Annotated in this window: 12 protein-coding genes, 5 pseudogenes and 1 other annotated feature; of the genes and pseudogenes, 6 read left to right on the plus strand and 11 right to left on the minus strand. The window is 54.3% G+C overall.

Annotation, left to right across the window (positions count from 1 at the left end):
* Positions 1-294, minus strand: a 294-nt coding sequence (locus KQH55_RS06075) for a transposase (RefSeq protein ID WP_235090392.1), incomplete at its 3' end; no start/stop codon positions are given.
* Between the two features lie 116 nt (positions 295-410).
* Between KQH55_RS06075 and KQH55_RS06080 the strand changes: the two are divergent.
* Positions 411-1,713 (plus strand): annotated as a pseudogene (locus tag KQH55_RS06080) (IS701 family transposase).
* A gap of 308 nt (positions 1,714-2,021) precedes the next feature.
* Here the strand turns inward: KQH55_RS06080 and KQH55_RS06085 are convergent.
* From KQH55_RS06085 to KQH55_RS06115, 7 genes are all read right to left on the minus strand, one after another.
* Complete coding sequence (locus KQH55_RS06085) at positions 2,022-2,555, minus strand: hypothetical protein (RefSeq protein ID WP_076795137.1); 534 nt, start codon at positions 2,553-2,555, stop codon at positions 2,022-2,024.
* 17 nt (positions 2,556-2,572) lie between these two features.
* Positions 2,573-4,399, minus strand: a complete 1,827-nt coding sequence (locus KQH55_RS06090; protein ID WP_139337349.1) for a hypothetical protein — start codon at positions 4,397-4,399, stop codon at positions 2,573-2,575.
* A 76-nt stretch (positions 4,400-4,475) separates the two neighbouring features.
* Positions 4,476-6,062, minus strand: coding sequence for a hypothetical protein (locus KQH55_RS06095; RefSeq protein ID WP_076795141.1), 1,587 nt, complete (start codon positions 6,060-6,062; stop codon positions 4,476-4,478).
* On the minus strand, positions 6,055-9,924 hold the full coding sequence (locus KQH55_RS06100) for a hypothetical protein (RefSeq protein ID WP_139337350.1): 3,870 nt from the start codon (positions 9,922-9,924) through the stop codon (positions 6,055-6,057). The genes KQH55_RS06095 and KQH55_RS06100 overlap by 8 nt, the downstream gene beginning before the upstream one ends.
* A 5-nt stretch (positions 9,925-9,929) precedes the next feature.
* Positions 9,930-12,302 carry a hypothetical protein gene (locus KQH55_RS06105; protein WP_235090393.1) on the minus strand — a complete coding sequence of 791 codons (2,373 nt, stop codon included), beginning with the start codon at positions 12,300-12,302 and terminating at the stop codon, positions 9,930-9,932.
* A gap of 15 nt (positions 12,303-12,317) precedes the next feature.
* The gene (locus KQH55_RS06110; protein ID WP_235090394.1) at positions 12,318-14,987 is read right to left on the minus strand and encodes a DUF6603 domain-containing protein; all 2,670 of its coding nucleotides are present in this window, start codon (positions 14,985-14,987) and stop codon (positions 12,318-12,320) included.
* A 42-nt stretch (positions 14,988-15,029) separates the two neighbouring features.
* On the minus strand, positions 15,030-17,669 hold the full coding sequence (locus KQH55_RS06115; protein WP_076795151.1) for a hypothetical protein: 2,640 nt from the start codon (positions 17,667-17,669) through the stop codon (positions 15,030-15,032).
* Between the two features lie 718 nt (positions 17,670-18,387).
* Here KQH55_RS06115 and KQH55_RS16820 point away from each other — a divergent pair.
* Positions 18,388-18,588 (plus strand): helix-turn-helix domain-containing protein, encoded by a 201-nt coding sequence (locus KQH55_RS16820; RefSeq protein WP_083703780.1) that lies wholly within the window; start codon positions 18,388-18,390, stop codon positions 18,586-18,588.
* Here the strand turns inward: KQH55_RS16820 and KQH55_RS06125 are convergent.
* Positions 18,494-18,961 (minus strand): annotated as a pseudogene (locus KQH55_RS06125) (transposase); the annotation flags it as partial. The gene KQH55_RS16820 and the pseudogene KQH55_RS06125 sit on opposite strands and share 95 nt — an antisense overlap.
* 61 nt (positions 18,962-19,022) lie before the next feature.
* On the opposite strand from KQH55_RS06125, the pseudogene KQH55_RS06130 reads away from it, so the two are divergent.
* The 3 genes and pseudogenes from KQH55_RS06130 to KQH55_RS06140 form a co-directional block, all read left to right on the plus strand.
* Positions 19,023-19,309: pseudogene (locus tag KQH55_RS06130) on the plus strand (IS30 family transposase); the annotation flags it as partial.
* A 9-nt stretch (positions 19,310-19,318) separates the two neighbouring features.
* Positions 19,319-19,425 (plus strand) — a sequence feature (AL1L pseudoknot).
* A pseudogene (locus tag KQH55_RS06135) lies at positions 19,325-19,946 on the plus strand (IS3 family transposase); the annotation flags it as partial. It overlaps the preceding feature by 101 nt.
* Positions 19,947-21,145: 1,199 nt before the next feature.
* On the plus strand, positions 21,146-22,144 hold the full coding sequence (locus tag KQH55_RS06140; RefSeq protein WP_076795153.1) for a patatin-like phospholipase family protein: 999 nt from the start codon (positions 21,146-21,148) through the stop codon (positions 22,142-22,144).
* A gap of 533 nt (positions 22,145-22,677) precedes the next feature.
* Here KQH55_RS06140 and KQH55_RS06145 read toward each other — a convergent pair.
* Positions 22,678-23,343 (minus strand): MarC family NAAT transporter, encoded by a 666-nt coding sequence (locus KQH55_RS06145; RefSeq protein WP_235090395.1) that lies wholly within the window; start codon positions 23,341-23,343, stop codon positions 22,678-22,680.
* Positions 23,344-23,869: 526 nt separating this feature from the next.
* Between KQH55_RS06145 and KQH55_RS06150 the strand changes: the two genes are divergently transcribed.
* Positions 23,870-25,228, plus strand: a complete 1,359-nt coding sequence (locus tag KQH55_RS06150; RefSeq protein ID WP_255763085.1) for an NTP/NDP exchange transporter — start codon at positions 23,870-23,872, stop codon at positions 25,226-25,228.
* A 454-nt stretch (positions 25,229-25,682) separates the two neighbouring features.
* On the opposite strand, the pseudogene KQH55_RS06155 reads toward KQH55_RS06150, so the two are convergent.
* A pseudogene (locus tag KQH55_RS06155) lies at positions 25,683-25,829 on the minus strand (transposase); the annotation flags it as partial.
* Between the last annotated feature and the right edge of the window lie 400 nt (positions 25,830-26,229).

The raw sequence follows: 26,229 nt of genomic DNA on the forward strand, positions 1-26,229 counted from the left end.
ATCAATCTGGTCATGTTCACGCAACCGGCAAAGCATCGCCAGATGCAGCCTGCTCCACACGCCTGCGGCCTGCCAGTCGCGCAATCGTCGCCAGCATGTCATGCCGCTGCCAAAGCCGAGCTCCTGCGGCAAGTCTTCCCATGGAACGCCTGTATGCAGGACATACAGAATACCGTTCAATGCCGCCCGGTCGTCAACAGTGCGCCGACGCCCGCCTTTAGGTGAGGGCGTGAACGCTGGAATCAACGGCTCCAGCACCGCCCATAATTCATTGCTGATTTTGCGTCTTGCCATGACTCCAGGATACGAGCCTTACAGCCTGACGTCCAGGTTGCGTTAGCGACTCTAATACTACAGCCGTAACTATAATGGATTAAAATTACGAAGGGATTGTATGTGGCGCACGATTGATGAAGACACTGGTGCAAGGATGGGAGCGTGAGCTAGTGGCGTTGCACGAAAGGATTGCATGCCAGTTCAGTCGTTCGGAATCGCGACAGCGCTCACTGGCCTATTTGAAGGCTCTGTTGGGTGGGGTGGAGCGCAAGAATGGCTGGCAGCTAGCAGAGTGGATGGGTGAATCGACACCAGACAACGTACAGTATTTGCTTGATCGGGCCAGGTGGGATGTCCACGCCGTGCGTGACGTGCTGCGCCAGTATGTGGTCGAACAGCTGGGAGCCACGGATGCCGTGCTGATTGTGGATGAAACAGGATTCGTCAAGAAGGGCGAGCACTCGGTTGGCGTGCAGCGTCAGTATAGTGGCACCGCGGGGCGCATCGAGAACAGCCAGGTTGGGGTGTTTCTCTGTTATGCCGGCGAGAAGGGCAGTGCCTTCATTGATCGAGAGCTTTATCTGCCCAAAGCCTGGACAGAAGAGCCGGCGCGTTGCGCGGCGGCGGGCGTTCCTGAGACGGTCAAGTTTGCCACCAAGCCCCAATTGGCTCGACAGATGCTTGAGCGCGCCCTGGAGGCGGGCGTGCCCTGTGGGTGGGTGACGGGCGATGAGGTGTACGGGGGCGATCGAAGGTTGAGGCTATGGTTGGAATCGCGCAAGCAGCCGTTTGTAATGGCGGTGGCAAAGAATGAACCGCTATGGTGGCAGGGGCCGACGTATGTTCGTGCGCAGCGCATTGCACAGAGCGTGCCTGCCCGGGCATGGCAACGTTTGTCGGCAGGCGCTGGAGCGAAAGGCGAGCGCCTCTACGACTGGGCACTCATTGAGCTGTGGCGCTTGCAAACTAGCGCTGAGGAGCGCCGCTTCGGACACTATTTGCTGGTACGGCGCAGCCTCGATGAGAAACGGGAGCATGCCTATTACCTCGTCTATGCGCCCCGCAGCCAGGCCTCGAAGCAGGCACTGGTTAAGGTGGCGGGGCGCAGATGGCAAATTGAGACCAGCTTTGAGGCAGCCAAGGGCGAATGCGGATTGGATCAGTACGAGGTGCGCCGATGGCAGGGCTGGTATCGCCATATCACCCTCGCGCTGCTAGCCCATGCTGTTCTGGTGACGCTTAGCGCGCGCAGTAAAAAAAACGCCTGAAGGCAGGGTGCCGCTGAGCGTGCAGGAGATTCGCCGATTGCTATGCCGTCTTTTATGGAGGGGATTGAGCTCGATTAACACTGTTCTGCGATGGTCAATCTGGCGTCGCACCCATCAATGGCGAGCGCAGCAGGCTCATTATCGCGCTCGTGGTTGCGCGCCACCGTGAATAGTTACGGCTGTAGTACTAAATCTAATAACCGCGTTGGCCCGCTGTGGTGCTGCCTCAGCCTAGACAGTGCGGGTCATCGTCCAGCGTGTCCGGCGCATCGAGGAGATTGTGCGCTTGCGGCGGCGAAAAATGAGAATCGCGTGCCCTTCACGCTGACGCCAGCTGGTGCGGTTGGGTAAATGGGTGTGCAGAGCGCGACAGCGATGTCAGCAACGGCCAGCGCTGACCCTGCTGGCCCCGAAAGGCCCAGCCTCTAGACGTGCCGATAGTCCCATAAACTGGTCCAGGACGAAACGCTAGTACCGCTACGTCGTTCGAAGGAGCTGCCCCCATCGGTTCCGGCCCTGAATTTCAGGATCTTCACCCGGGCAGTGCTCCGAGCTCATGCGTGCTTTTTTTTCAACGTCGCAGCCGCACAGCGCGCAACTTGCCTGCGTTTTCATCAACTTGTAGACAGTAGCGGTGCTCGAAGTCCTGAGGTTGGGGCAGGCAAGGCAGGCTCGCAAACGCCGCTTAAGCACTTCGTCGTCCACAACTGAGAAACCGACCGCTCCCCAGCGGGCAAGCGCGTGCGAGGCTTGCTTCATCAACTCGAACGCACCTCGATCGCGGTCTTGCGCTTGCAGCTGTGGCCGTATGGGATTGGACAGCAAGGTGTTCAGGAACGCAGGGGTGCGGCGGCAGATCAACAGGTTGCGAGCGTATTCATCGGACTGCACGGCCGAGATCAGGACTTCATGAGAGACAGGAACATCCAACTCAAGGATCCTGGCCAGCTGGCGGCAGCCGTCTTCGATGGAGTTGAGCTGGATGTCCGCAATGGCTTGTATATCGGTCATGGTGACAGCCTCCCTGCTTAGTTCGGCGACACGAAGTTGAAGCTTCCGCTGTTCTGGGCTCCGAGAACGGACCCACCTGTCGACAAGACGTCTGTCACGGTGACCGTGAACTTGACGTTCATGGGTGACTCGACCATAAGCACGACGGTGGCCGCGGCTAAGGAACTGACTTGAGCGGACAGGACTTGGGGCAGTTTCGCCTTGGTGGCGCCGCACGAGAACTCGAAATTGTAGAGGTCCTTAACACTTGCGGAGTCAATTTCCTTGTTGAAGATCAGCTCGAGGCGCAACTGACCAGGATCTGAACTGTCAGTTATCACCGCCAGCAGTGCGAGATCGGCACAGGCGCAAAGCGGTACGTTGCCGCCGATGATGCCGGTACTAATTGAGCCGACGCGGCATTTGATCGAGGGATTGTTTGCTAAATCGTTTTGATCGCCTGCCGCGTTGGTTTCCGAGATCAATCCAAACACGGTCTTGATTTGATCAAGCGCGTTGTTGGGCAAGTCGTCCGAGTCGAGATAGAAGACTTCGCGGAAGATCGATGAGGTCGCGTAAAAGTCGGCCGCTGCCGCGTAGGTGAAACCATATTTGTCTTTCGGCGTGTTACCCAGGAGCCGGGCGATGCCTTGCGCAATGATGAACTTGTAGCCATCCGCATACAGCCCGTCCAGCCGCATGATCTCCCCAGAGATGACCAGGTACTTTTGTCCGTACATTTCAAACGCGTACGTGTTGAAGTTAGGATTGGCCTGGTCTACCAAGATGTGAATGTCGGGATAGAACGCTTTGAACACTTTCAGCAGGTAATTGACTGCATCGAAGCCGGAGTCACTGTGCAGATCCCGGAACCTTGCTTTGGCATTATTGACAATGTCCGTGGCCTGGGCGTTCGTGAGGAACTGCGCCGCGCCGGGTGGGATATAGGTTCCGCCATTCGGATTGAAGGCGGTGAACCCTGCGGGCGCCGCAACGGTGACCAGATCTGTGCCGCGCTTTACGGCCGAGGCGCGGGTGACGTCGAGATGGGGGTTCGATGTGGAAAATTCACTGCTACCAAGCGCCGGGCTGGTGTCCGGTCCATCCATCAGCCCCCTCTTGATGAGCTCGTGCTGGTTGATCTGCAAGCAATAGTCACCGGACACCACGCCTGCCGAGTTGATTAAATGCCCGTCGAGCGACCCCGTAAAGTGGAGATCAGTTGCGACGTGATGTAAGCCTTTTGTCCATTTGCCAGACATTGAACTGAGGATGTCGAGCGACGTGCCTTCTGCGCTCATGAGCTGATCTTTGTGGGGCACTACCCTGTCTGCGCGTTTCAATTTTCCGTTTGCCAGAAGAAACAGGTGATCAACGGATGTAATCAACTTTTTGTTCTCCCCATATTCGATGAACATCATCGTGCTCGGCCAACCCGCGTCGCTGCCGCTGCTGAACGCCACAGAGCCTTTTTTCCAAGAAAGCTTTGCAGCAGTCCAGTCGCCGACCGTGATATCATCGCCGATAACAAACTGTTCGATCGCCTTCACTCCGTCTGGGATGGCGATCGGCGTGCCGTTGGCCAGGCAGGAACAGCAGCAGTAGCATATCTGGGTTCCATAGCCGTCGGGACAGGTGTAACCCCAAGTCGGATCGTAAGTCGGTTCCGTGATCTGGCCGGTCTGCCGGTTAACGCATTGCGCGGTTGAGATAGGGTAGAGCGGGTGACCCTGCCCATATTGGTTGCAGTTATCGTGAAAGGTTTGTGATTCCGTAAAGTTGTCGCAGTGCTGTTCGCTGCACACTTTGGCTTGTGGATTCAGGTTATGTACAGAATCCTCGCATCCTGGATAAATCGATCCCATTTTAGTTTCCTCTGGTTTAGGCTAGACAGGTTGTTAAGCAAGCATGTGAATGACTTGTTATGAACAACACGTTATGTTATGTGCTTCCCGTCACGCAAGTGGGAACATCGTGCCCGAAAATCCCGGCATTGATTGCGCTATACCTGCAGGGAATGCCCGGATTGGCAGCCAGATTGTCGGGATCGGCCGTACGATTCTGTGTCGATATCCCCGTTTGGAACAGCGTCTTGATCTGAGCTTCGATGCCATTGAGGAGATCACTGTCATCGGAGATGGAAAAGAACACTCGCGTGAGCAGCGTGGAGGTCGCGTAATGATCGGCCACGCCAATATAGGTTAAGCCGTTATGGTCAACCGGGGCCTGACCAAGAAGGCGCGCGACGCATTGCGCGATAATGAAACAGAAGGCTTCGTAGTACAGACAGGAGATGCGTATCAGCCCACCATGGATCACGACCTTTTTTCGCCCGTCGATGTAGACAAAGCTGCGCGTGTTTGGCGTCTGGTTGGACCAGTCGAGATAAAAGTCTATATCTGGAAAAGCGACCTTGAATGCGGAGAAGATCTCGTCGATTAGTTGCGGAACCACCGTGTCATCGAACGGGCGGGACGGCATTTGGGCAAGGTCTTGGGCCTGGGCATCGGTGACGAATTGCGCGTAACCGCTTTGCAAGAATGGAATATTTGCGCTGACTGCAATGCTCAAGGTTTTCGACGCCACCATGACAGGGGGTGTGCCACTCTGGCCGCTATTGAAAGTCTGGAAAACATATTGCGCCAACATCGAGATGGCCGGCAAGGTAATGGCTAACTGTCTTTTGCCCAGCGCGGCGGCGTCCAGGCTCCAGGTCGTGCCGCTTTGCGGGCAGGTAATGGTGGCGCTGGACACGGTGTCGGAGACCCGCCAGTTCAGCAAGACACTGGAGCCGGGGGCGGCAACGCTTTCTTCTGCCCAGAACTCTGCTATGGCCGGGTTAACCGTGATGGGATAGACGCTGGACTGGAAAATGAACGAGGTATCTGGATCTTCCTCTGCACTAACGTGCAGATAAAAAACACTGGATGCGTCAACGGCGTCCACGGTGTAGATAAAAGTGTGTGCCGGGATATTGACGACCGTGGTCTGGCCGTTGACGCTGTAGCTGATGCGGTAGTTCGCCAGATGGAGGTTCTGGCCCGTCCACACCAGCGTCACACTGTCACCTTGATTGATGATGGGCGTCGCACTGTAAAAATTGTCGAGCTGGAAGCTTTGAGGGAACTTGGGGATGGCCAGCGAGCCGCGATTAGCCTGCGGTGCGCCGTTCACTTCAATGTGTTCGGTGATGGCTATCATCGCCGTGCCGACCATGGTGCTGACCGTGAGATCGAAAACGAAGATCAGTCCGTCTCGTCCGATCTGGTAGGGGACGGCCGGCGACATCGAAAACTTTCCACCGGTTGGGGCCGGATGGCTCCATCCATCCGGCAAGCTCGGCGTCGTTGGTGTTACGCTATTGGTGATATCGCGCGCACCTGTACCTTCGGTCAGCACAAAGTCGATGCCCGTCAACGTGAAAGGCGCTTTGGCATTTGACACAATGATGGTCAGCCGCCCTAGATTACCCGCTTGCAGGACGCCGGGTTTAGTCAGGAACGAATAGGAAAGCAGAAGGTCACTCATCGGCAGCGTCTTTATCAAGGTTGGCCAGGAACCTAAGCCATCCGTCTTGGATCACCATGGACGGAGCGGACAACTGGGCGTTGGGCGAGCTGAAGGCGACTGCGTTGGATTCGAATTGCGTGGTGCTTGAGTGGCTAATCCACGACCAGGCCCCGTTCTGCTCTGCAAGGCGCGGGATCTGAATCGACGCTGCCGAAGTTAACAAGGAGCCCACGCTGAACGTAACCTCCATGTTGCTGAGCGCGCTTTCGAAGAAGCCGTGCGGTAGCGATATTTCCTTGACCGGCAGGATACCGGTAGCGCCGTGCAAGCTGCCTCGGGGGTCCATTAGCAGCGTGACGAAGGCAGGGCTGCCATTGGGCATCAGAGAAAGGTAATTGCCCGCTTTGCCACCGATCAGCTTGACGTAGGGGGAACTAGTGTCCAGTCCACTGGGGTAATGGACCGAGTTAAAGGTTTGGAAGCTGTCGTCAGCGTAATACCCGATCAACCCGTCTTTACGTAGGGCCAGGCTGCCGAGCCGCACGACGAAGCCAGTCTGGCTTATGGCGTTATCATTGGCGGTGAAGGTGTCGGCCCAGCTTTGGTTGGTGTAGGCATCGCCCTCCAGTTCCAGCGCAAGCTTCAAGCGCAGCACGGCCAGCGGCCTTCCGATTAGCACGGCCATGTCCGGATCCGACCGCGGACAGAGCGGATCAACCAGCCACAGCGATTCGTCAATCACCTTGACGAAGTTATCAAAGGTGGTGGTGGCCTGCTTTTGCGCAGCCATCAAACCGGTAACGACGCCGCGCAGATGCGTGTTAGGTATCTGGTCTGGCGTGGTAATCGGTGTCAGGCTGTCGGGCGCTGGGTACCAGGAGACTGTCGTCTGGTTGAGGTCCTTGCGCACCTCGCCCAGAAGCTGGCCCTGCTGGTCATAGACGGCGAGGGCGACGTCCAGGTGATTGGGCAGAAGCCAGCCACAAACTGGGTTGGCGTCTGCTGCCAGCCCCACTTCATTAGCATCGTTCGTGGCGTCCACCCAGCGCATCGCCAATTGCGCGGGTTGTACCAGACTGAAGGACTGTTGCACAAATTGCGCTGGCGTGTAGTCGCCGACCGCAATATTCGGGTTGGCCGGTGTGATTTGCTTCGAACGGATGGGTGTGAAGGCGGAGGCTTTGCCGCCCGTAGGATTGTTGTTGGCCGAGAGTAGGCTAACGGATTGACCGAAGCTGTCGACGACTTCGATATCATCAATCACAAAAAAACCGCCCATTTGCGGGAAAAACGTCGGGGAGACCGGGCCTTGGTCATAGTCCTGGTCGCCTTTGCTGGGGTCGGGCGAGCTCTGGTACTGGTTCTGCACCAGGGCCGCGACATCACCGATAGGCGGCCAGGCCTGACCCGACGAGCGCGTGACGAATCCATCGTGTAGGCCGCTCAGACGTTGCGACATCACCCCCCATGACCGGATCGCTGTCAGCAGGGTATCAAGTTTTTTCAACTTCGGCTGTGGCGTCCTGGACTTGGCGATGTAGTCGCGTAGGCGGTTCTCAAAGTTAAACACCGAATGCGATGACAGCACTGTGCGTCCGGTGTAGCCGACCACCAGACTTTCATCAAGGTGAACGCCGGTCCAATGGTAGTCGTCGCCGTCAAACTGCCATTCGTTGCGTTGGAACTGCCACGGCGAGCTGGCGTCCTTCTGGCTGTATGTGGGGAACCATTTGATGCTCCACTCTAGAAAGAGCGGATCCCACGGCTGCACCCACGCTGACACGGCCATCGGCAACGGCGCATAGGAGGACGCGTCGGCCCAGGCGCCGTTGCCGATGGCCATGCCGATATCAGTGGGCTGCACGTTCCCCATGAACAGGTTGCTGGCGATATTCTGCCAATTCGCAGGATCAAGAAAAAACGTTTCTTTGCAGAGTGCATACACTGGCGCAGGGATGCTCGCGTTCGCTATAGGCATGGGTATCAGCGCAGCCGAGTTGTCCGCCGTGACCGTTTTGCCATTAATCGTTAGCCCTGTGACAATCTGCCTTAGTGTGCGGCATGGCAAAGCCTCAGTGGACATCGCGTTGTCGGGATTGGCAATGCCGGAAATCAGCAGCACAGGGTCATTAGGATGCCAATAACGCGGGGCGCTTTTGGGCTTTAATAGCAGCGACGAGGGGAGCTTGAGCACGTCCTTGGCGTACGCTGCTATTGAAACGGCATCGGTGGAGACAGGGATGCTGCGGCTGGTAAAAGCCGCTGCGATTTTTTGCTGCATCCTCTGTATCTCCCTTACTAGGGCCTGGTACTCGGGCGAGGTCGCAGCCAGCGCGGCGGCGATCTGAGTCATATTATCGGGTGGATTGGCGGGCCCTAGGCCCAACACGTTATAGTTTTGATTCTTCCACCAGCGAGCATACAGCGTCCATTGCAGCGACGCCAGCTTGCGTTGGTTAGCGTTGAGGGTGGCCTGAGCCGTGTTCAGCGCAGCCAGGCCCGCGGCGTAGTCGGAAAGATCCGGCGGTTCGGCAGCCGGCAGGGCGGCGCCGTTCACCTCGCGTGCGCGGATTTCCCAAGACTGGCCACCGGATGTGGCACCATAGCGCGCCTGACGCGCCTTGTCGGCCACCAAGGTGCGGCCGCCAACATCGTCCAGCTCTTCCAGCGAGCCGTATTGCAACGCCTCCAGCAGTGTCAAATCGATGTCCTGATCGCCACTCGTAACGCCGATCAGTGCGGACAGGGCCTCTACCGACGTATTGCCGATTGCCACCTTGACGGAGTTGCCAATATCGTCAGGCACCTGCGTGGCGTCGCCCAACGGCATGCGGGCCGTTTGCCAGACCAGGGAATGCAGCATGCCGTGTACGATGGATTGTGTGGCAACCGGCCCCGTGTATTGACCGAGGTCGGACACTCCCTCGATGGCCCAATTCAGGCTGTTCAGTTGTGCCACAAAATCTGCCGTTTGCCCTGAAGCGCTTTGCAGCGGATCGAAATTTGGGTTGGCGTACCAGCCCGCGACTAGGTACGTCAACGCGGTGTTCTCGGGCAGGTTGGCCGCGTCGCTATCGACAAAGCTGAATACGTTTTGCGCCGCTGGCGCATAAGCAGAAAACGTCACGTCGCCGGGACCGACGGCGCGCAGATACATGGTGCCGGTCGCAGCGTTTTCGGTCCAGCTCGCGGTGAGCAGCTGCGATTTGCCGATTTTCGAGACCGCATTCAAACTGGCTAGGTTTTGCGACTGCGGGTCGAGGAAGGAAACTGTGCCGTCGGCCGCATTCAGATAGTCGCTCTCGACAATCCAGGAGGTCGGATCGACCTTGGACATGCCGTTTTGGAACCTGATGACCAGCCAACGGTTAGGCACCTCTGGGAAGCTGATCCTCGCGTCGCTTACTGCAAGGTATTGGATGTTCGTGGTATCTTGCTTGAGTTCGATAAGGTAGTGATGCGCATTTGGCCAGTCGATCACCTGCCAGCCCCTCGTATTCGCGTCTTCCTTCGGCGCCACTGAGACGCCGGTTGCCGCAAGCGCTAGGCTGTTGCGGCTGAAGGCGGCGGCCAGATCGCTGCTGACTACATTCTTGTTCAAGGCATTGACGATGTTGGCTACTGTTCCGGTGACAGTGAATAGGATCGTTCCAGGCCGACCATGCTTCAAGGCCTGCGGCAATTTCCAATGTAAATGGATACCTTGTTTCGGCGCGTCGCCGCCATCCTGGAACGGCGCGGGCGTCGGGCTATCCATGTTGTTCACCAGATGGCTGTAATTGTTCTGCCAGCGTCGGAACTTGGTGCCGTTGAGCACCGGCTGGTTCACCAGCATTGCTCGCAGCGCCATGGGGATCAGAAGTTGGGTTGTCTTTGTCACGGTTTTCACTTGGACGTTTGTGCTTGATTTGTGAATACCAACTGCTCGGGTACTTTGACCAATTGCAGCGCAAACTCCGCCGCATTCAGCGAAGCCTTGCCCAGCTTTGCAGCCAATGCGGCGTTCAAGTGCTTGACGTTCAGTACGCGGTTGGACTGGGCGCCGCGAAAGTCCGCCACAGTATCTAGGGTATAGATCGCGTCGGGCAGCACCTCGCCGTTGCCTAAATCGCGAATGGCGATTTCCAGCGCCTGTTGTGAGGGCTCTACACCGAAGCACAGTCCTTCGCTTGGCTCATCAAACTCGATCCATGCGGGAGCATCGGGGAAAAGGCAGATCAGTACGTTGGACGATAAGCGGTCCAGTCGCAGGAGCTGCATGCGATCGACACCTTGCGGCGCGCCATCGTCATTCTTGCCGACGGATCTGTAGCCTTTGATCTCTATCCCCGGATACTGCGTGAGTACGGCGGAGCGCAACAAAAAGCCGGCGATGACGCCATCCGTTGGATCCTTGTCGGTGGTCGGTAATCCCAGTAGCTTTTCGCGAATGTCCAGGATTAGCTTGTCCAAAGCGTCGCGAATTAGGTTCTTGGTAATCTTGTAGTAGTGGCTATCTTTGGACGATTGAACGCCGATACTCATCGCCCCGTCGATCAGGCTATCCGTCCAGTTCCGATCGAGATAAAAGAAGCGAATCGACTCTATTGGCAGCAGTCGCGTGTCCGCGACCAGATGATCAAAGGGTACGTCATACAACAGCGACGTGTGCGCCAACCATTCAACGATGGTCTGTAGTTCTTGCCCTTCGACGTCATTCAGCAGCGCCGCGACTTGGTCATTTTGTAAAAGCTTTTGCAACTCTTCGACTAATTGCGGCGGTAGTTCCGCATCTGTCGCTGCCGCGTCCGCTGCCGACGAAAAGCTGACGGCATTCGCATTGACGTTGGGCGCGATCAGCTTGGAAAAATCGTTGAGCATAAAATTGAGAAAGCTCTCGGTAATCAACTGATCGTGAAAAAACTGATTGATGTCGCCGTCGTAGGTGTCCAGGAAATTTTGCAATTGGTCTTCCTGCACCAGATTCGCCAATAGATCGATAATGCGGTTCAGCTTGCGTCGCCAGTCCATCAGGCTGGTGGCAAAGGCGCGGTTGCCGAGCGCCATGAGTCTGCCTGTCTGCCAGGCCACCGAATAAGACAAATTAAACAGCCCGGTCTGGGGATCAAAAATCACCGCGTCGGACGCGGCGTTAAACTGCGGCAGGGCGGAGCCACGTGTAAAATTGTCGGGCTTCAGCGGCGACAGGGGGCTGCGATACCAGGACAGGGTTTTGTCCCCGTATAGCGAGTTGTACGCCAACGGCACATAGCCATTCTGCAAAGCTTTGCTAACAATCTTGTTAGGTGAGGCATCGTTCGTCATAACATCAGGCGCGACTGGCATGCGCAGGGTCAGGCCGGTGTTTTGTTCACTGGCGTCGGACATCAAATTCAGCATGAAACTGCTGAAGCTTTCCCCATGGTCAGGCAGGCACGTGAACGACCAGCTATACAGCGAGATCAACCTGACGGTGCTGACGCCCGGTGCGAACGTCGCGCCATCCGCCAGATAGGGTTTAAAGCCCTCAAGCGAGACTAGATGGACGAATTGCCTCGTGGGCCGGTCCGGATTGATGGGAAAGCGGTTGGCGACAATCAGCGAGAACCAGCCCGAATGGGTCATATTCAGGATTTCCTTGTGCTCCATGTTCACCTGACGCACATGCGCCAGGCTGCACAATTCGCTGGTCGCCGGGGCAGCGTTGTCGAGATGGGGCACGAGCGCAAGAAAGATTGAAGTAGACAGATCGATGGTGCGCACGATGTCGCCGTCGCTCTGTCCGTAGTCCAGGTGCGCGATGGATGGGCCGAGTATAGCGCCGGCGTTCAAGTTGCGGACGTCACCGAGCTGGAACGCGGCCGAGAGCGTCAGGGACGGCGCGGCCACGCCATTTTGCGGCACGCTAATTTCGGACCCGTCCAGTACCAGCAGCGCCATCCAGGGAGCGCCGCTGGTGTCGCCCTGTTCTAGCCAATGCTCCCAGGGCAGGGCGCGTTTGTTGAGGACAATTTGGGGCAGACAGTTGTCGAACTTGCCAGTACACCCATCTGCAGGAAACACGGATTGGACGTCGCCTGAGGCCAAGCTGAAACGCGGCGCCTGCACCGAGAAGTTTTGCATGCGCTGTAATGTTTGCTTTTCGCCGCCATAGACTAGATTTTGTAAGAGCGTGACGCTATAGTCGCCTGCCATCAGCGGCGGCACAATCTTGTCGAAGAACTCGATATTGCCAACCGGAAGGTTAGGGCTGCGGCGAATCTGGATTTCGCTGTTCATCTGGTTTCATTCCAATCATGCAAGGGCCAGCGGGCCTATCAAAGGATCAGTGGCAAAGTTCTCGACCGCGCCAAAGCCACTCAGTGTCTCGTCCAATGCGGCAAAACCGGTCAGGGCGGTCAGCGCTGCGGCAATTTGCGCGCGGTTATTCGCGGTTTTGGCGATGGCAGGGTTGATGACCGCGTTGCGGGCATCCGGCATGGCCGTGGCCGTATTCGGTACTGCCGGGGCTGCCGCCGAGATCGGCAGGTACGGCAGGGCAGTGCTGCCTTTGGGGTAGAGGGTGAAATAGGTGAACACCTTAACAATGTCGATCTGCCCAGTATGCGTCGGTTGATAGGTCGCCCGTGCTGACAAGGCTTTTAAACCGACCAGGCATCCGTCGATAAGCTTGCCGTTGGGATCGACATTCGATGGTTGGTCCACCGGGGCGCCCCACAATGCTTGCGGCAACGAACGCGTAAATGGCTGTGGCGGGTTCCAGCTAATCGGATTGCCATCCGCGGACGTGACCGTCACGGTCGCCTCGGAAGAGGTGATGGAGCTGACCCGCATCGGACGAATCGCCAGGGCGCCCGACTGCGATCGCAGCGTCGTGCCGGCCAAGCTGAGCTGTGTCATGGGCACGGCCGACGTCACATCAAAGAAGAACTCGTCCGCGCGTACCAGCCAGCGCACGCTGCCATCGCTGTCCTGTACCTGGTTCAACAGTCCATTGCTCACAGTCAGGTGACACAATTCAGATTGTGTCTCGGTGTTCTGGGCGGCCACTGCCAGCGCCGCGCCAGATGGCGTCGCACCTTGCCTGGGTTGAGCCAACATTCTCTTGAAGTCGCTCCACTCCAGTTTCTGGTGCTCCGTGCTTTCGCTGGCGCCAAACGGCACGCTAAACGAGATGATCCACAGATGGATGTGCACAATACCGCCGGTTGGCGGGCCATGTAGAGCCACCGTCGCACCTAATTCGAAATTCAGAGTCGTGCTCACGAAAAGGAAGTGCACGTGGTAGGACACGCCCACGTCCACGCCGATGCCCGCGGTGAAATAGAAGGGTTTCCAGTAGATCAGGAAATCCGCGTAGGCCGTGTACCAGGCGCGCAGATTGCCGGATTGATAAACGGCTTCCAGCGCGCCGCCAGCCATGATGCACGACGGCGTGAGCGCAAAATACGCGCCACCTTTGATCAGGACTTCGCCCGATACCGGCCAGTTGAAGCCCAGGCGCGAGACGAGCGGATAATAATCGGGCTGCTTAAAGGCGGGGTGGTAACCACCGATGGTAAATACAAAATCACCGGCATGCGCATTGGGGCCGAACCAGCAATAGAAAGCAAACCCGCCTATCAGGTGACAGTTCTGATCGAGCACATAAGAGTTTTGCGAGAGGACGGCTTCGGCCTTGAACAAACCCGCATCAGGCTGAAACACTACTTCGAGATCCAGTTCGACGTAGCCATAGGTGACGCCTGTCGGCGGGAAGGCGCCGTAGGATTTGCCCAAGACCAGGATCTCGAATTCCTTCCCGACCTCCAGCACTGCAACCACATTGGAGTGTATGAGTTCGAACGATGTGAACTGCACGCCGGCGGCAAACCAATATTCGCCTAGGTCAGGCAGGATGTAACTGTTCACCTTAGCCAGTACGCTCTCCAGCTGCGACGCCGCGGGCAGGCCACTGCCCGGCAGGCCCAGCTGGGACGGATCGTTCAAGCCAGAGAGCAACGGGAAGGTGGCGACTTCAGCCACTGTCGGCACTTTGACTGAACGATTGAAGCCAAAGCCCGCCGCCAGGCCGGTGACGAAGAACGCGGGCGGACCGCCAATCGCGTGGTCGAGGAATGCAAAGCCGAACAGCGAATTTTCGGTGTGCCCATTGCTGGCGATCGAGGTAAACGAACCCAGCGCCATGACCGCGAGATCAGGTGTCTTGATCAGCAGCGCGCCGTCGTATTCCGCCTGACCGTCCTGCTCGCTGAACAGCAGGCCGCCTTCGATCGTCAAAGCCGACGTCGAAAATGCCACGTCCAGCCCCTTTAAGCCCATCTTGATGTCGTCGAGGCTGTCCAGGCCAAAGATTGGCACTGTGACCGACAGCCCGCTGAGCTTAATGCTGAAAGATGAGGTGGCCAGCTCCGCATCGAGCAGCACCTGCACATCGTCGTCTATGCAGTTGAAACCGATCCGGCCGATGTGTATTGGACCGATAGATTTTTGAATGTTTATCCAAAAGATGGACCCCGGTGGCACGTTTTGTGGCGAAGCCCCATTGTTTGGATTAGCGACCAATCCGGTATTGCCAGGTGTATTCAACGGCGGGTAGGCTGGAATGGGGTTGGTGGAGCCGGACAGCGGCAGTTTCAGCTGGCTGACGGTATTCCTGCCCAGCACCAGTGTGAGTTCCAGCATAAACTGGTCGTTACCAGCCGGATCGGAAGTGCCGCTGACAGCGTGTTCAAACGCCAGCTGGAAGTCTTTCAGTGCGACCGCCGTGTCTGCAAAATCTTGGCTCACTAGCGGCATGTGTCTGGAGAGCACCAGGTCCTCGACCTTAAAACCGCCTTTCACCTTCAAGCCCTGTTCGTTGTACAGTCCGAAGAACAATGTGCCCGGCAGAATAACCGGTGATACTTCGACCGAGGCGATCGCCGTCTCGTCTGCAGAGATCGAGTCGCTAAGGGTTACCATTTTTAAGTTATCCTAATTTTAAATTTCTTGGTTTTTAAAAATTTATGCAGTGTATTTAATCCAGCCGCCCAAGCCGGGCACTCTCGGCATGTTGTTTCCGTCGAGCCAGGGATAAACGGGAGGGCGTCCGGCGTAGACAGTTGCATTCAGGCTCGTCGCCAGTTCTTGACCGAGACTGCAGCAGCCAAGGGGAAGGGCACTGAAGCAAATCATCAACTTCACAATGGGGGTACGAGCTGTTCTGATCGTGTTAAGATAGTTAGTTAAGTATGCTTGACCGGCAAGAAACTGCGCAAAATCAGTCTTATACATAGGGCGTGAGAAATTGACTACATTTCCCAGTAGGTTCATATGGGTCAAGTTAGGAAATACAAAGCGTCCAATGCCGTGTATGCCGATAACAAGATCTGCTCTCCGTGCAGACGCGGGGGGGCCGCCGCTGAGGTCTTCCAGCCAAAAAAGCCTTTCTCGGTGGCCTAAATAACTGTTGTCCATGCCATTGAACTCGCCCCAAGTGACCGCAGCAACGGACAGGCCGCTGCTTGGTACCGCCATGGGATCGTTGAATTGCGTTGCGTAAATACCCGTCGACCAGTTCGGAAGATTAACCGGGAATGCTCCGTTTGGATGGGGTAGTAACGATGCGTTGTCCATTTGAGCAGGCTGAGCACCGGCCAAGGCATTCAGCGCGGTCCGCTGTGCCTCTGCCAGCGACAAAGGAACGGGCAGGCACATCGATCCGCTCAGGCCACCCATGAATTGCAAGCCGCAGCCCATCGCGCCACCGCCGATCCCACCGATTACGCCGGTGGTCAATGCTAGTGGATCGTCGAAATTTAGCTTGCCAGTCTTGGCGTAATTCTTGACGAGGGCCGAGACCACGCCGCCACCGCCGCCGCCCAAAGTCAACACAAAGCCCATCATGATTAGCCTAAGTTTTTGGACTCGCGCCGATGGCGTGGCCCCATGCTGCGCCCATCCAGCGAACAGCTTGTTGCCAATCAACGTGGAAATGAACGCGCCAGAAAATCCGCCGGCAAAACCTGACAGCAGGTCCCACTTGACGTCGCTGGTATTCAGATTCTGCACCATGCCGAACAGGCCTTGAGAGATACTCGCCGCGACGCCGCCGACAGTGGGCGAGGCGATCAATCCAGTGCCGAAACTTAGGACACCGACGACGCCGATAAGTAACGTCACCACGCTCGAGAGCGCCGACGCCACCCCAGCGCGCCATGCAGGCGGTGTCGACGGCGACAGGGCAGCTGGAACCGGTGCCTCGGAAGCCATCATCGTTATGGCGGCAACGGGTTGGGGCACAATAGGGGAAGTCGGTGGTGTGCCATTGATTAACGCAACCAGCGTTGCCGGGGCATTGGTGAATTCGTTGAGACTTTGCTTGTCGGTGAAGACGGCTTGAAACTCGCTTTCTTTGCCCTGCACTTCGAACGCTACAAAGCCAAGCAGCGCCCCCAGGAAAGCAATCAAATCCGCAATCGTGAAGGTTTTGCCAGGGAAATAGTGCGCGTAGAGCGCATTGAAGAAAGCGTTTTGGACTGGCTGTTGAAGATAGGACTTCAACGTTAGTTGGCCTATGAGCGACGAAAGCTGTCCTGAGCTAAAGACCCCGTGCAAGGAGTTCATCGCCTCATCGATCTTGAATAGATTGAAGAAGTCTTCGATCACGCTTGAAAACGGCTGCGATCCAGACACCGCATTCAGCAGATCGGTCACGCCCATGTTCAATAGCGACGCGAGATTGCTGGCGTTTAACAGGGTATTGAACGGCTCGAAAAGCTTGCCCAAGGCTTCTAGCGGGTCAGGGTTGTCGCCGGACACCTGCGCAACAACCGAGGGCGCTAACGCGGCGCCTGCCGACGGCGCTGAAAAGGGGTTCAGATAGCGCTGGACATCAAGCTTTTGCAAAAGCAGCCGCCGGGCTCTCGCGTTCGTGGAACCTGTAGTTGCGCCATTTGCGCTTCCCGTGTTGATCGTCTTGTCTGCGGTCGCCCTTTGTACGCCTTGATTATGCTGCGATATGAACGAGGTTAGCGGCTTATCGAAAATCTTACTCAAGTTTTGCTGCTGGGCTTTTATCTCGGTGCCCAACGCGTTTAAAACCTCCTGGCTTGCCGCCTTTTCGAGCGCAGCTGCCATGTTTGGCAGCTGATCGCACAGATTGTTCAGGAACGTCACGATGGCATCTTTGGCCGCAATCACTTCTGATAAAGGGTTCGAATTACCTGGCGCAGTCATCGAAGTTGCGGCAGCGAGCTGGACTGGCTGCACACGCGGCGTGTTAAGTTGAGCATAATGCAGTGAATTGTCAGCCGTGCTGACCAACACGCCATCGCCCGTGTGCGTGACTTTGCTGATAGGAATAGTGGAGGAGATGAGATTTTGGAAGGCTTTCAGACGCAAGCTCTTGGTGACGACAAGCTGCTGAACGTTGCGCACCAGTGCATGCAGTACTTTTTGGCGCCCGCCATCTGCAACGACGAGACACAGACTGATTGCCTCTGACGTTGGTCCTGGCGCCTGAGTACAAGCGACAACGTTAGGATTTTCAGGCACGAGGCTGATCTGGATTGCTGGAAGGGCTGCATTGACAGGTTGCATCCAAAGATGCCCTTCCTGCGCATTGAAAACGTACTTGCTCGTCTCATCAGCATACACGGCCATAGGTCGCTCTCCAGTGACAGTTGCTGTGCATAAGTTAACTTTAAGTTTGGTTTCACTATGGGTTATTCGCTTGCGTCAAGCATGTATCCTAGACACCGTATGAATGCTGCAGTACATTGCAGCAAGCGAACACAGCGACTGCGAGAGTGGTTCGGTGGTAAGCACACGGCCAATCAAAAATTAGCGATACATAGTCAACTCTCCGCAGAGAATGGATGTATGTCGAACCGTGTCCAGCTATCTAGACACACGCCACTATGGGTATAACGCTAGCTGCCGCGAAATCCATGGGCATTACGTAAGAGGGACGCTCCAATGATGGCGTCAGTCCGTCATTCGATATGGGTGTGTGACTGACTGACGCTAAGCACATTTTCAGCAGGACCATGGCATTCAGTGTAGGTTAACTTCATCGATTAGCAAACTTTTTTAGGAAGCGAATTGCTTCTCGTCAAACTCGGCTGAGCAGGGTAGAAAATTGTCCTAGATTCAAAAAATTGTTGCGGTAGGTTCAACAGGTCGTTGCAACATCTTCTGGTCTAATGCAAATCCAGGAGGTAAGGTAAGTGACCCAGAAAAGATGGGGCCTATCGGCCGCGCAGAAGGCGTTGTTGTGGCAGCGGTGGAAGGAGGGCGAGTCGTTAAGTGATATCGGGCGCTCGCTGGACAAACACGCAGCGTTGATCCATGCCATCGTACGCTTGCGGATAGAGAGGAGATTTCGCGCGGCCTCGGCGCCGGCTATTCGCTTCGCAAGATCGCAGCCAGCCTTGGTAGATCGCCGTCTACGATCAGCAGGGAAGTTGTTCGCCATGGTGGCTTGAGCTTGAAATCAGATCAGGCGACACCTGAAGGCCATACAGTTCCAGCAAATGGCCTTGGATCTCGCGTACACTCATGCCACGCGCATACATGCTGATAACGTGATCGTCAAAACCGGGCAGCCGGCGTTGATATTTACCCACCAATTGTGGCTCGAACCTGGCCTGCCGATCACGGGGGATAGCCAACTTCAGTTCGCCGCTGGGCGTGATCACTGTCTTGGGGCGGGTTCCGTTGCGATGATTGCCATCCTTGCCTTGCTCGACTTCGCTTTCCAGGTGGTGCGTCAGTTCCGCCGCGAGCATGCGCTCAGCCAGTTGCTTCTTCAGTTGCCCGGTTAAGCCCGATTCGCCCAGAATCGACTCGGCATCCTTGCTTTGCACCTGCGCTAGCAGTTGACCAATGAGCTCATCGGGGAACAGCTTCGGCGCCTTCGGGTTCTTACTCTTCTTCACTTTGGCTTCGGTCATAGCACGTTTATTTCCGTTATCGTCTCATGACCTCGACACACTAAAATTCTGACAGGCTCCAATCACCTGGGATCGGGGCATGGAGCTCGCTCAACACAAGAAATTCACGGTGATAATGTTCAGGTCTACTTCTGCGATCCTCAAAGTCCATGGCAGCGCGGCACGAATGAGAACACCAACGGCCTTCTGCTCCAGTACTTCCCGCGAGGTACTAACCTTGCGGGCTACTCGCAGGCAGAATTGAACAAAATCGCCATGCAGTTGAATCAACGTCCGAGAAAAATGTTGGGATTCGCGACGCCAGCAGGTAAACTAAACGCCAGCATCGGTGTTGCATCCATTAGTTGAACCTGCCAGTGCGTTTTTCGCGCAGGCGCAGCTCAAGCGCCGATTCAAGTCCTAAAGGCCTTCGTCGATCCGCATCGCGACACCTTCGGGCTCGAGCCGATCTGCAAGCTGCCCCGTCGGGCTACCGACGCCATACGGCGCTGCTTCGCGACCCGTCGAGACGCTGCGCTCGTGCAAAACGCGATGAGATGCTGCAACCCGAGATCAGGCGTGTTTGGCAAGTCAACATGCAGGTCTATGGCGTGCCAAAGGTCTGCAGACAGATGAAGCGGGGAGGCATTGTGGTGGCACGCTGCACGGTCGAACGACTGATGAGGCTGCAGGCCTTGCGTGGCACGATCCGCGGCAAGCGTGTGCGCACAACGATTCCCGATATGACCGTGCCGCGCCCGCTGGAGCCAGCCAACCGTCAGTACAAGGCTGGCCGAGCGAATTAGCTCCGGGTGTCGGATTCACCTATGTTTCGACATGGCAGAACTGGCTGTACGTGGCGTTCGTGATCAACGTGTTCGCCCGTCGCATCGTTGGCTGGTGCGTCAGTTCGTCGATGACCACGAAATTCGTTCTGGATGCACTTGAACAGGCGTTGTACACCCGCCAGCCGAGCAACGACGGAACACTGGTCCATCATTCGGACTGAACTGGCCTGCAATCCTTTCGTGCAACGCCACTAGCTCGCGCTCCCATCCTTTCACCAGGGTCTTCATCAATCATGCGCCACATAGAATCCTTTCGTGATTTTAATCGATCATAGTTACGGCTGTAGTATTAGAGTCGCTAACGCAACCTGGACGTTTGCCATCGGCGAGCGTGCCGCTGGCTTGCTGCATCCAAACAACAACAGGGCCACCGTTATGCAACACGCGCGTCATAGCTGTCGTAGCGCAGCGGACCCCAGTAAAGAGTCTTGGCAATGTGCTTGGCTGTCTCCCGCGGCAAATCCTGCATGAGGCCGGTATAGCCCCACGCGAGCGCGACACGTTGGATGATGTCAAATATTAGTTCAATTCTCCGAAGTGAGGCCAGCCTAGAAAATTAGGATATAAAAAATGAAAAATTTACACACCACAATATCTTGTGAAAATAGTGCCGATATAAGGATTTTTAATACCGAGAGTAACTGAATTTTACTATAATTCAAAAGCTAAATGCGAGCGGTACAGGGGTAGGAGAAAATAGAGAGTGATTGAATTGAAGTTGGCTTGACATGCTAGTTAGTTGACCTAATATGAAATTACCGTGACAAAATTATTGCACTTGTCGCGAGCTGGCTATGTCAACATAGGCCGGAAAGTGTGAGGAGAATGGCTGCATGTTTATTAATTTGTTTATATTGCATTATTTTTTGCTTGTGTGAAATTTGCAATTAATGAGGAAAATTGGGGTGGCGCCTCGATGCAATTGGAAAATAAATTACAATAATAGCCTCATTTCAGTTGTTGATGGGTATTCTAGATTTCCTCGATTTGTTTTATAAGTTTATTGTTGAAGGGGAAAATTATGAGTTTTTGGTATAGGGTGATTGATAGAAATAAACGTCATCCGTTGCCCAGTACTCGCATGCTGAGACGCGCCAACCCAAATGCTTCACTCTTCTAGAGCGGAAAATCCGTTCATCGGGAATCGTTTGGCTCCACCTATTAATGACTAGGAGAGAGTGACATGTAAAGTTACCTTAAAAAGCGCAAGAGGCCGTACGTAAAAGTGAGGTGTTCAGTGAGTCAGGGGCGGCTTTCAAAGGCGGAGCAAGTTTTTCTGCCGCTTTGTAATAAATTTGGCAACATATACTTGTTCGCTTTTTATGGGATCAATCTTAATTTTTGTGGGAGTTATGTCATGAGTTTCAAAATTATAAGTTTCGATGGGGGTGGCATCCGCGGCTTAATTAGCGCGCTGCTCGTTAAAGATCTTGATGCTAAATTCAATATCATTAATAAATCTGATGGTTTTGTGGGGACTTCTACAGGAGGTCTATTGGCACTTGGTTTGGCTCAGGAAATACATATTATAGATATTATTAATATTTATAAAAATAAGGGAGGTGAAATATTCAAGAATAATAGTAACTGGTGGAAACGAGAAAAAGATTTGACGACAAAATTGGAGAACTCAGGATTATGGCATTGTCGATATGTGAACGATGGTCTAAAAGATGTTGTTCAAGGACTGCTGGGAAGTGCTTTGATGTCATCTGCGAAAACTTTCGTAGCGGTTAACTCGGCTCAATTGTGGGAGAAGGCAAACGATAGCTGGATTCCATGCATGATTTCCAATTGTCAAGGAAATATTTACCGCAGCATCACAATGGCCGATGCAGCATTGGCGACATCGGCCGCACCAACTTATTTTCCACCTTATCATGTAACGGATGATAACCTAGGTTACTTTGTAGACGGTGGTGTTTTTGCCAACAATCCGTCTATAGTTGCTATTTCTGAGGCGCTATATAGCGGAGCCGCTACTGATTTAGGCAGCATTCGCATGCTGTCGCTGGGAACTGGGCGAACGCCGGTTGGAATAAAGCCTGCCGTTTTTGACAAATACGATCCGAACGAGTGGGGTGTTACATACTGGCTATGGCCTGAGTTATGGGAAGAAATTATTCCGCCGGCAGCTCTGTTGAGCCTTACTATGGATGCCACAGCTGAACTAGCAGTACTGCAAGCGGAGCAAATGCTTGGAAACCACTATCAACGCGCAAACTTTATGCTTAGTCAGCCCTACGCCATGGACGACTGGGAGCATGTTGCCTTACTCGAAGAAAAGACAAACCAGTATTTGCACACCCAAGAATGGAACAATGTGTGTAACTGGATTGACCAAAATTGGCAGTAAGCTTCTTGAGAGATGTCACGGATCAATATAATGGGCACCTGATGGAAGTCATAATAACTGGAACGGCGGCTGTGACAGGAGGCGCGACCATATAAGAAATGTCGTATTCGACATCATCACGCCGATCTTGTGCGACCGTTCCTATAGTTTAGTCTCAGTGGCAAGGTGCGTGCGGATTTTCTCGCAGACAGTCCGCGTTTGGGTGGTGACGCCTGCTACGGCATTGCACAGGTTGGTGCCGCAATGTGCCATGTCTCATCACTGTCTTTAAGTGGAAGATCCTGTCCGCCGGTAAGAAGCGCTCGGAGTTAAGGAGGGCAGGCGCCTCGTAGACTGCCCTCCGCCTGATACCATTCTTGAGGATCGGCGAGCCTTCCTGCGTCCTCGGTCTGTTTGGCCGCGCCCCTTGCTCCGCTGGTGGGGCAGCATATAAACGACTTGCGAGCTTTGTGCCGGCGGCGTTCGCTTAGCAGGCGTTATCGGCGACAATGGGCCACCGCTCATGCTGCCACACGGTCACAGAGGGTGAACGGTCATTTTGGCGCCATGAAGGCCCCGTGCAGCCCATTTAAGCCAAACTGAACCCCCATACAGACCAGCATGAAACCCATTACTCGGGAAATAGCATCGGTGCCAGACCTTCCCAACAAATGAAGCACCCGTGATGCGCTGCGCAAAGTCATCCACAGAATCAACGTAAGCGCAATATCGACGGTTAGTACGACGAGGTGATCGATCAGACTATACCCACCCGTTCGGTGGATTGCTGAAGCATCGCTAACAATCATCGCGATCGCGCCTGGGCCAACGGTCACGGGCAAGGTAAGTGGAATAAAAGCCACATTTGCTGGAGGCGTTGATGCTATTTTCTTTTGTGTTTCAATCTCGTGATACTTTGGGAAGAGCATTCCAAAACCAATATAGGTGACAATCATCCCTCCCGCGACACGCATTCCTGGAACTGAAATGCCAAACGCATTCATAATGGCACTACCTGCGTAAAAACAAGCTAGTAGAGATATCAGTACATAAAACGCGGTCAAATTGATCTGTTGATTGCGCTGCGTAGGGCTCATGTGAGCACTCAATCCGAGAAATACGCTAGCGCTGGTAATTGGGTTGATGATTGGTAAAAGCGTTATCAAGCCAATTCCAACATAATTCAGATAGTCACTCATAATGTTGAACTCCTCTTCCATGCGTAGCTCATGCCATTGGTTCCAGGTTGTGGACCGCCTAACCGTTTCCTCGCATATTCCGCGCCTGCTTTCAGAAGCATCGGCTGTGCCACCGGAAAAATACAATGATGAACGGGACTGCCGAGATGTTTCTTGCAGCTTATTTCCGCACATCGCGACGAAATGGACACTGGCAGGGGGCCCGAAATGGGCACTGGCAGGGGGCTGGGCAGTCGCTCGCTGTCGAGCTCCAGTCGCCTAAACCGGTTAAGCTGAAGCTGCGCTCGAGCATGCAGAGGTGGGGCAACAGCACGATGATAAGGATTCTGGTTAAGCATGAATAGTGTCAGCTATGCTGCTCAGTCTGCGTCATATCGCAGCACGCCAAATCCTTTACAGGAACGGCCGCTACGCTATACAAATGGTGATCCAGCCACCAGGATGAATGCTGTGATGCAGCTTACAAGGCACTAGGTTAGCGTAGGGCAGTACATGCGTAGAACTGGTAAGGACAACAGTGAGACATGACTATTTTAAACTACTTAGTATGATAAGCACCAGTCGTGAACAATGGTACATGCGGTTCAAGCTGCGTCCCGATGAAGTTCGACCGTTGCTTTGGAGTGCGCTAGGTCTTTTCTGGTTATCGTTAGCCTATTACCTAATCCGGCCTATCCGTGACACGATGGGCGCCGTGAGCGGCGTGCAAAAACTGACGTGGTTATTCAGCGCCACATTGTTGTGCATGTTGCTTATTTCATTTTTATTTTCAAAATTATTAAACAAAGTTCCTTTGCAGCGTGCAGTTTCGATCAGTTATCGAGTTTGCGTCGCGATCCTTGTAATCTTTGCAATTCTAATGCGATCTTCTGTACCAGAACAGGCATTTTGGATGGAGGATGTGTTTTTCATTTGGGTTTCTGCCTATAGCGTTTTTGCGATGACCCTGTATTGGATGATGACTATCGACAAGTTCAACAAAGAGCAAGGCGGGCGACTTTTTGGAATGGTGTCAGCCGGCGCGAATTTGGGTGCGCTGGCAGGTTCAGGTGTGAGTACTGCGCTGTCAGGCCTGCTTGGTCCAGGGTGGACATTGGCAATTGCAGCAATTTTACTCGAATTAGCGGCTCGCAGTACACTGCATCTTACATCAACGTCAACGGAACTAGATAAGAAACGTAGGAGGATAGCTTATCTGGGTAAGAGGAAGCGTGCCGGCAGCATAACGAGCGGAGTCCAACAGGATGATAATACAAATGTAAACAGCCTTACAAAAATACTTCGCATTGTTCCAGCCCTACGATCTTTCCACGTCGCGGGCCTATGCGTCTACGTTGCTCTCTTGTCGCTAACGTCAACAGCATTGTATTTCCATCAAGCTATAATAATACAAGGTCTAGATATTGATAATAAAGAACGTATTAAATTATTTTCATCGATTGACCTTGCCGTCAACGCTGTCACAATAATAATTCAATTGTTTTTAACTGGTCGCGTAATTCGTTATTTGGGGATTTCTATTGCTCTTGCAATGGCGCCAGTAACAAGCACCATAGGCTTTGGCATGCTTGCCTGGAAGCAGACAGTCGCAACCCTCATTGCATTTAGAATAATTTCTCGTATCATAAATTTTTCAATTACCAAACCCGTTCAGGAAACACTATTTGCAGCTATAGACGAAAAAATAAGATATAAGATCAAGAGTTTTATTGATACAGTAGCTTATCGCTCAGGTGACCAATTGGGCGCTTGGGCCTATGCTGGCATGGGGATGCTAGGCTTATCCATAAGCGCAATTTCTTTTGTAATGGTACCATTGTCAATATTTTGGCTGCTTAACGGGGTTAGGTTAGGGCGCCAATACGCGAGATTGGCAGCGGCACAACCGGATTCCGATTCCTCGTAATGACGTTTAGCGCCACGGCTTGAGTTTGCCGTCCACCACATTCGGTCTAGCTGGCACATCGTCATGGTTATCCGCTCTGTCGTTACCATCGAAGCCTCCGGCACTGGATTTCCAGCCGCAGGCCTCGCATATTCAATGTCACCAGTGCTGCTCGATGTCGATGCATGGCCGGCTCCGTCATCCTACCAGGAACCAGCAAGCATATCGAGGTCCAAACACGACATCTCTTGCAAGGCGATTGTGCGCGGCAAAAGGGTGGTTGCGGACTTATATCCGGACTCGATCGCGGGCGTGCCCGCCGGCCCCGATGGATTTCGCCGCAAAGGTCCTAATCTAATTAGCGGACTCGAGGTCCGAGAAATGTCTCAGGCTTGCCTTTGCACGGTCCAACCTGTCTTGCCATCGTTCAATACACCTGTGCAACCGTGGATAAATAAAAACTACGGGCAATATGTTTCGTGCTTGAGATGACTGATCGTGCACCGTGAATGAGTAGGGTGTGTAAATAGACGTCACCGCGTTTGCTGATGCCACCCAACCGGACTTTGCCGCCTGAGCTGTTCTGCCTCGGCACAAGGCCTAGATAGGCTGCAAATTCACGTCATCAAGCGCCCGTAGCCGCGAGAGCTGATGGCGAAGAACTCGACGTAATGGATCTGAAAAACGCGCTTAGCCAGGTCGATGGCGATCGTCGTGGGCTCCATTGAATCTCTCCTTAACGGAAGAACGCAAAGATGCGATAATTCACGTTATGTAAAATATGGCATTATGTTGTTTAGCCTGGGCTCTGACGGTTGTCATGGACTAACTGGACCAGCAAAGCAAACAGCTGTTCGTAAATCCCTCCAACACTTCGTTTTTCTGCGCTTGGTTATCAAAAAGTGCGTATCGTCAACGTTATACGTTATACAGGCTGCGTATTTCAGGCCATCGTAGACGGTCATTTCAGACGAAGGTAGACGGTGTTTCAGGGCAACGTGGACGCCGTTTCAAAGCATCGT

The organism is Mycetohabitans sp. B3, assembly GCF_021498065.1.
In the GTDB taxonomy this organism is placed as follows: domain Bacteria; phylum Pseudomonadota; class Gammaproteobacteria; order Burkholderiales; family Burkholderiaceae; genus Mycetohabitans.

Bases quoted from the DNA above. Each gene is read 5' to 3' on its own strand.
- KQH55_RS06115 (WP_076795151.1), bottom strand. From the start codon at position 17,669: ATGGCCGTGTATGCTGATGAGACGAGCAAGTACGTTTTCAATGCGCAG.
- KQH55_RS06090 (WP_139337349.1), bottom strand. From the start codon at position 4,399: ATGGGATCGATTTATCCAGGATGCGAGGATTCTGTACATAACCTGAAT.
- KQH55_RS06110 (WP_235090394.1), bottom strand. From the start codon at position 14,987: ATGGTAACCCTTAGCGACTCGATCTCTGCAGACGAGACGGCGATCGCC.
- KQH55_RS06145 (WP_235090395.1), bottom strand. From the start codon at position 23,343: ATGGAAGAGGAGTTCAACATTATGAGTGACTATCTGAATTATGTTGGA.
- KQH55_RS06095 (WP_076795141.1), bottom strand. From the start codon at position 6,062: ATGAGTGACCTTCTGCTTTCCTATTCGTTCCTGACTAAACCCGGCGTC.
- KQH55_RS06140 (WP_076795153.1), top strand. From the start codon at position 21,146: ATGAGTTTCAAAATTATAAGTTTCGATGGGGGTGGCATCCGCGGCTTA.
- KQH55_RS06105 (WP_235090393.1), bottom strand. From the start codon at position 12,302: ATGAACAGCGAAATCCAGATTCGCCGCAGCCCTAACCTTCCGGTTGGC.
- KQH55_RS06085 (WP_076795137.1), bottom strand. From the start codon at position 2,555: ATGACCGATATACAAGCCATTGCGGACATCCAGCTCAACTCCATCGAA.
- KQH55_RS06150 (WP_255763085.1), top strand. From the start codon at position 23,870: ATGATAAGCACCAGTCGTGAACAATGGTACATGCGGTTCAAGCTGCGT.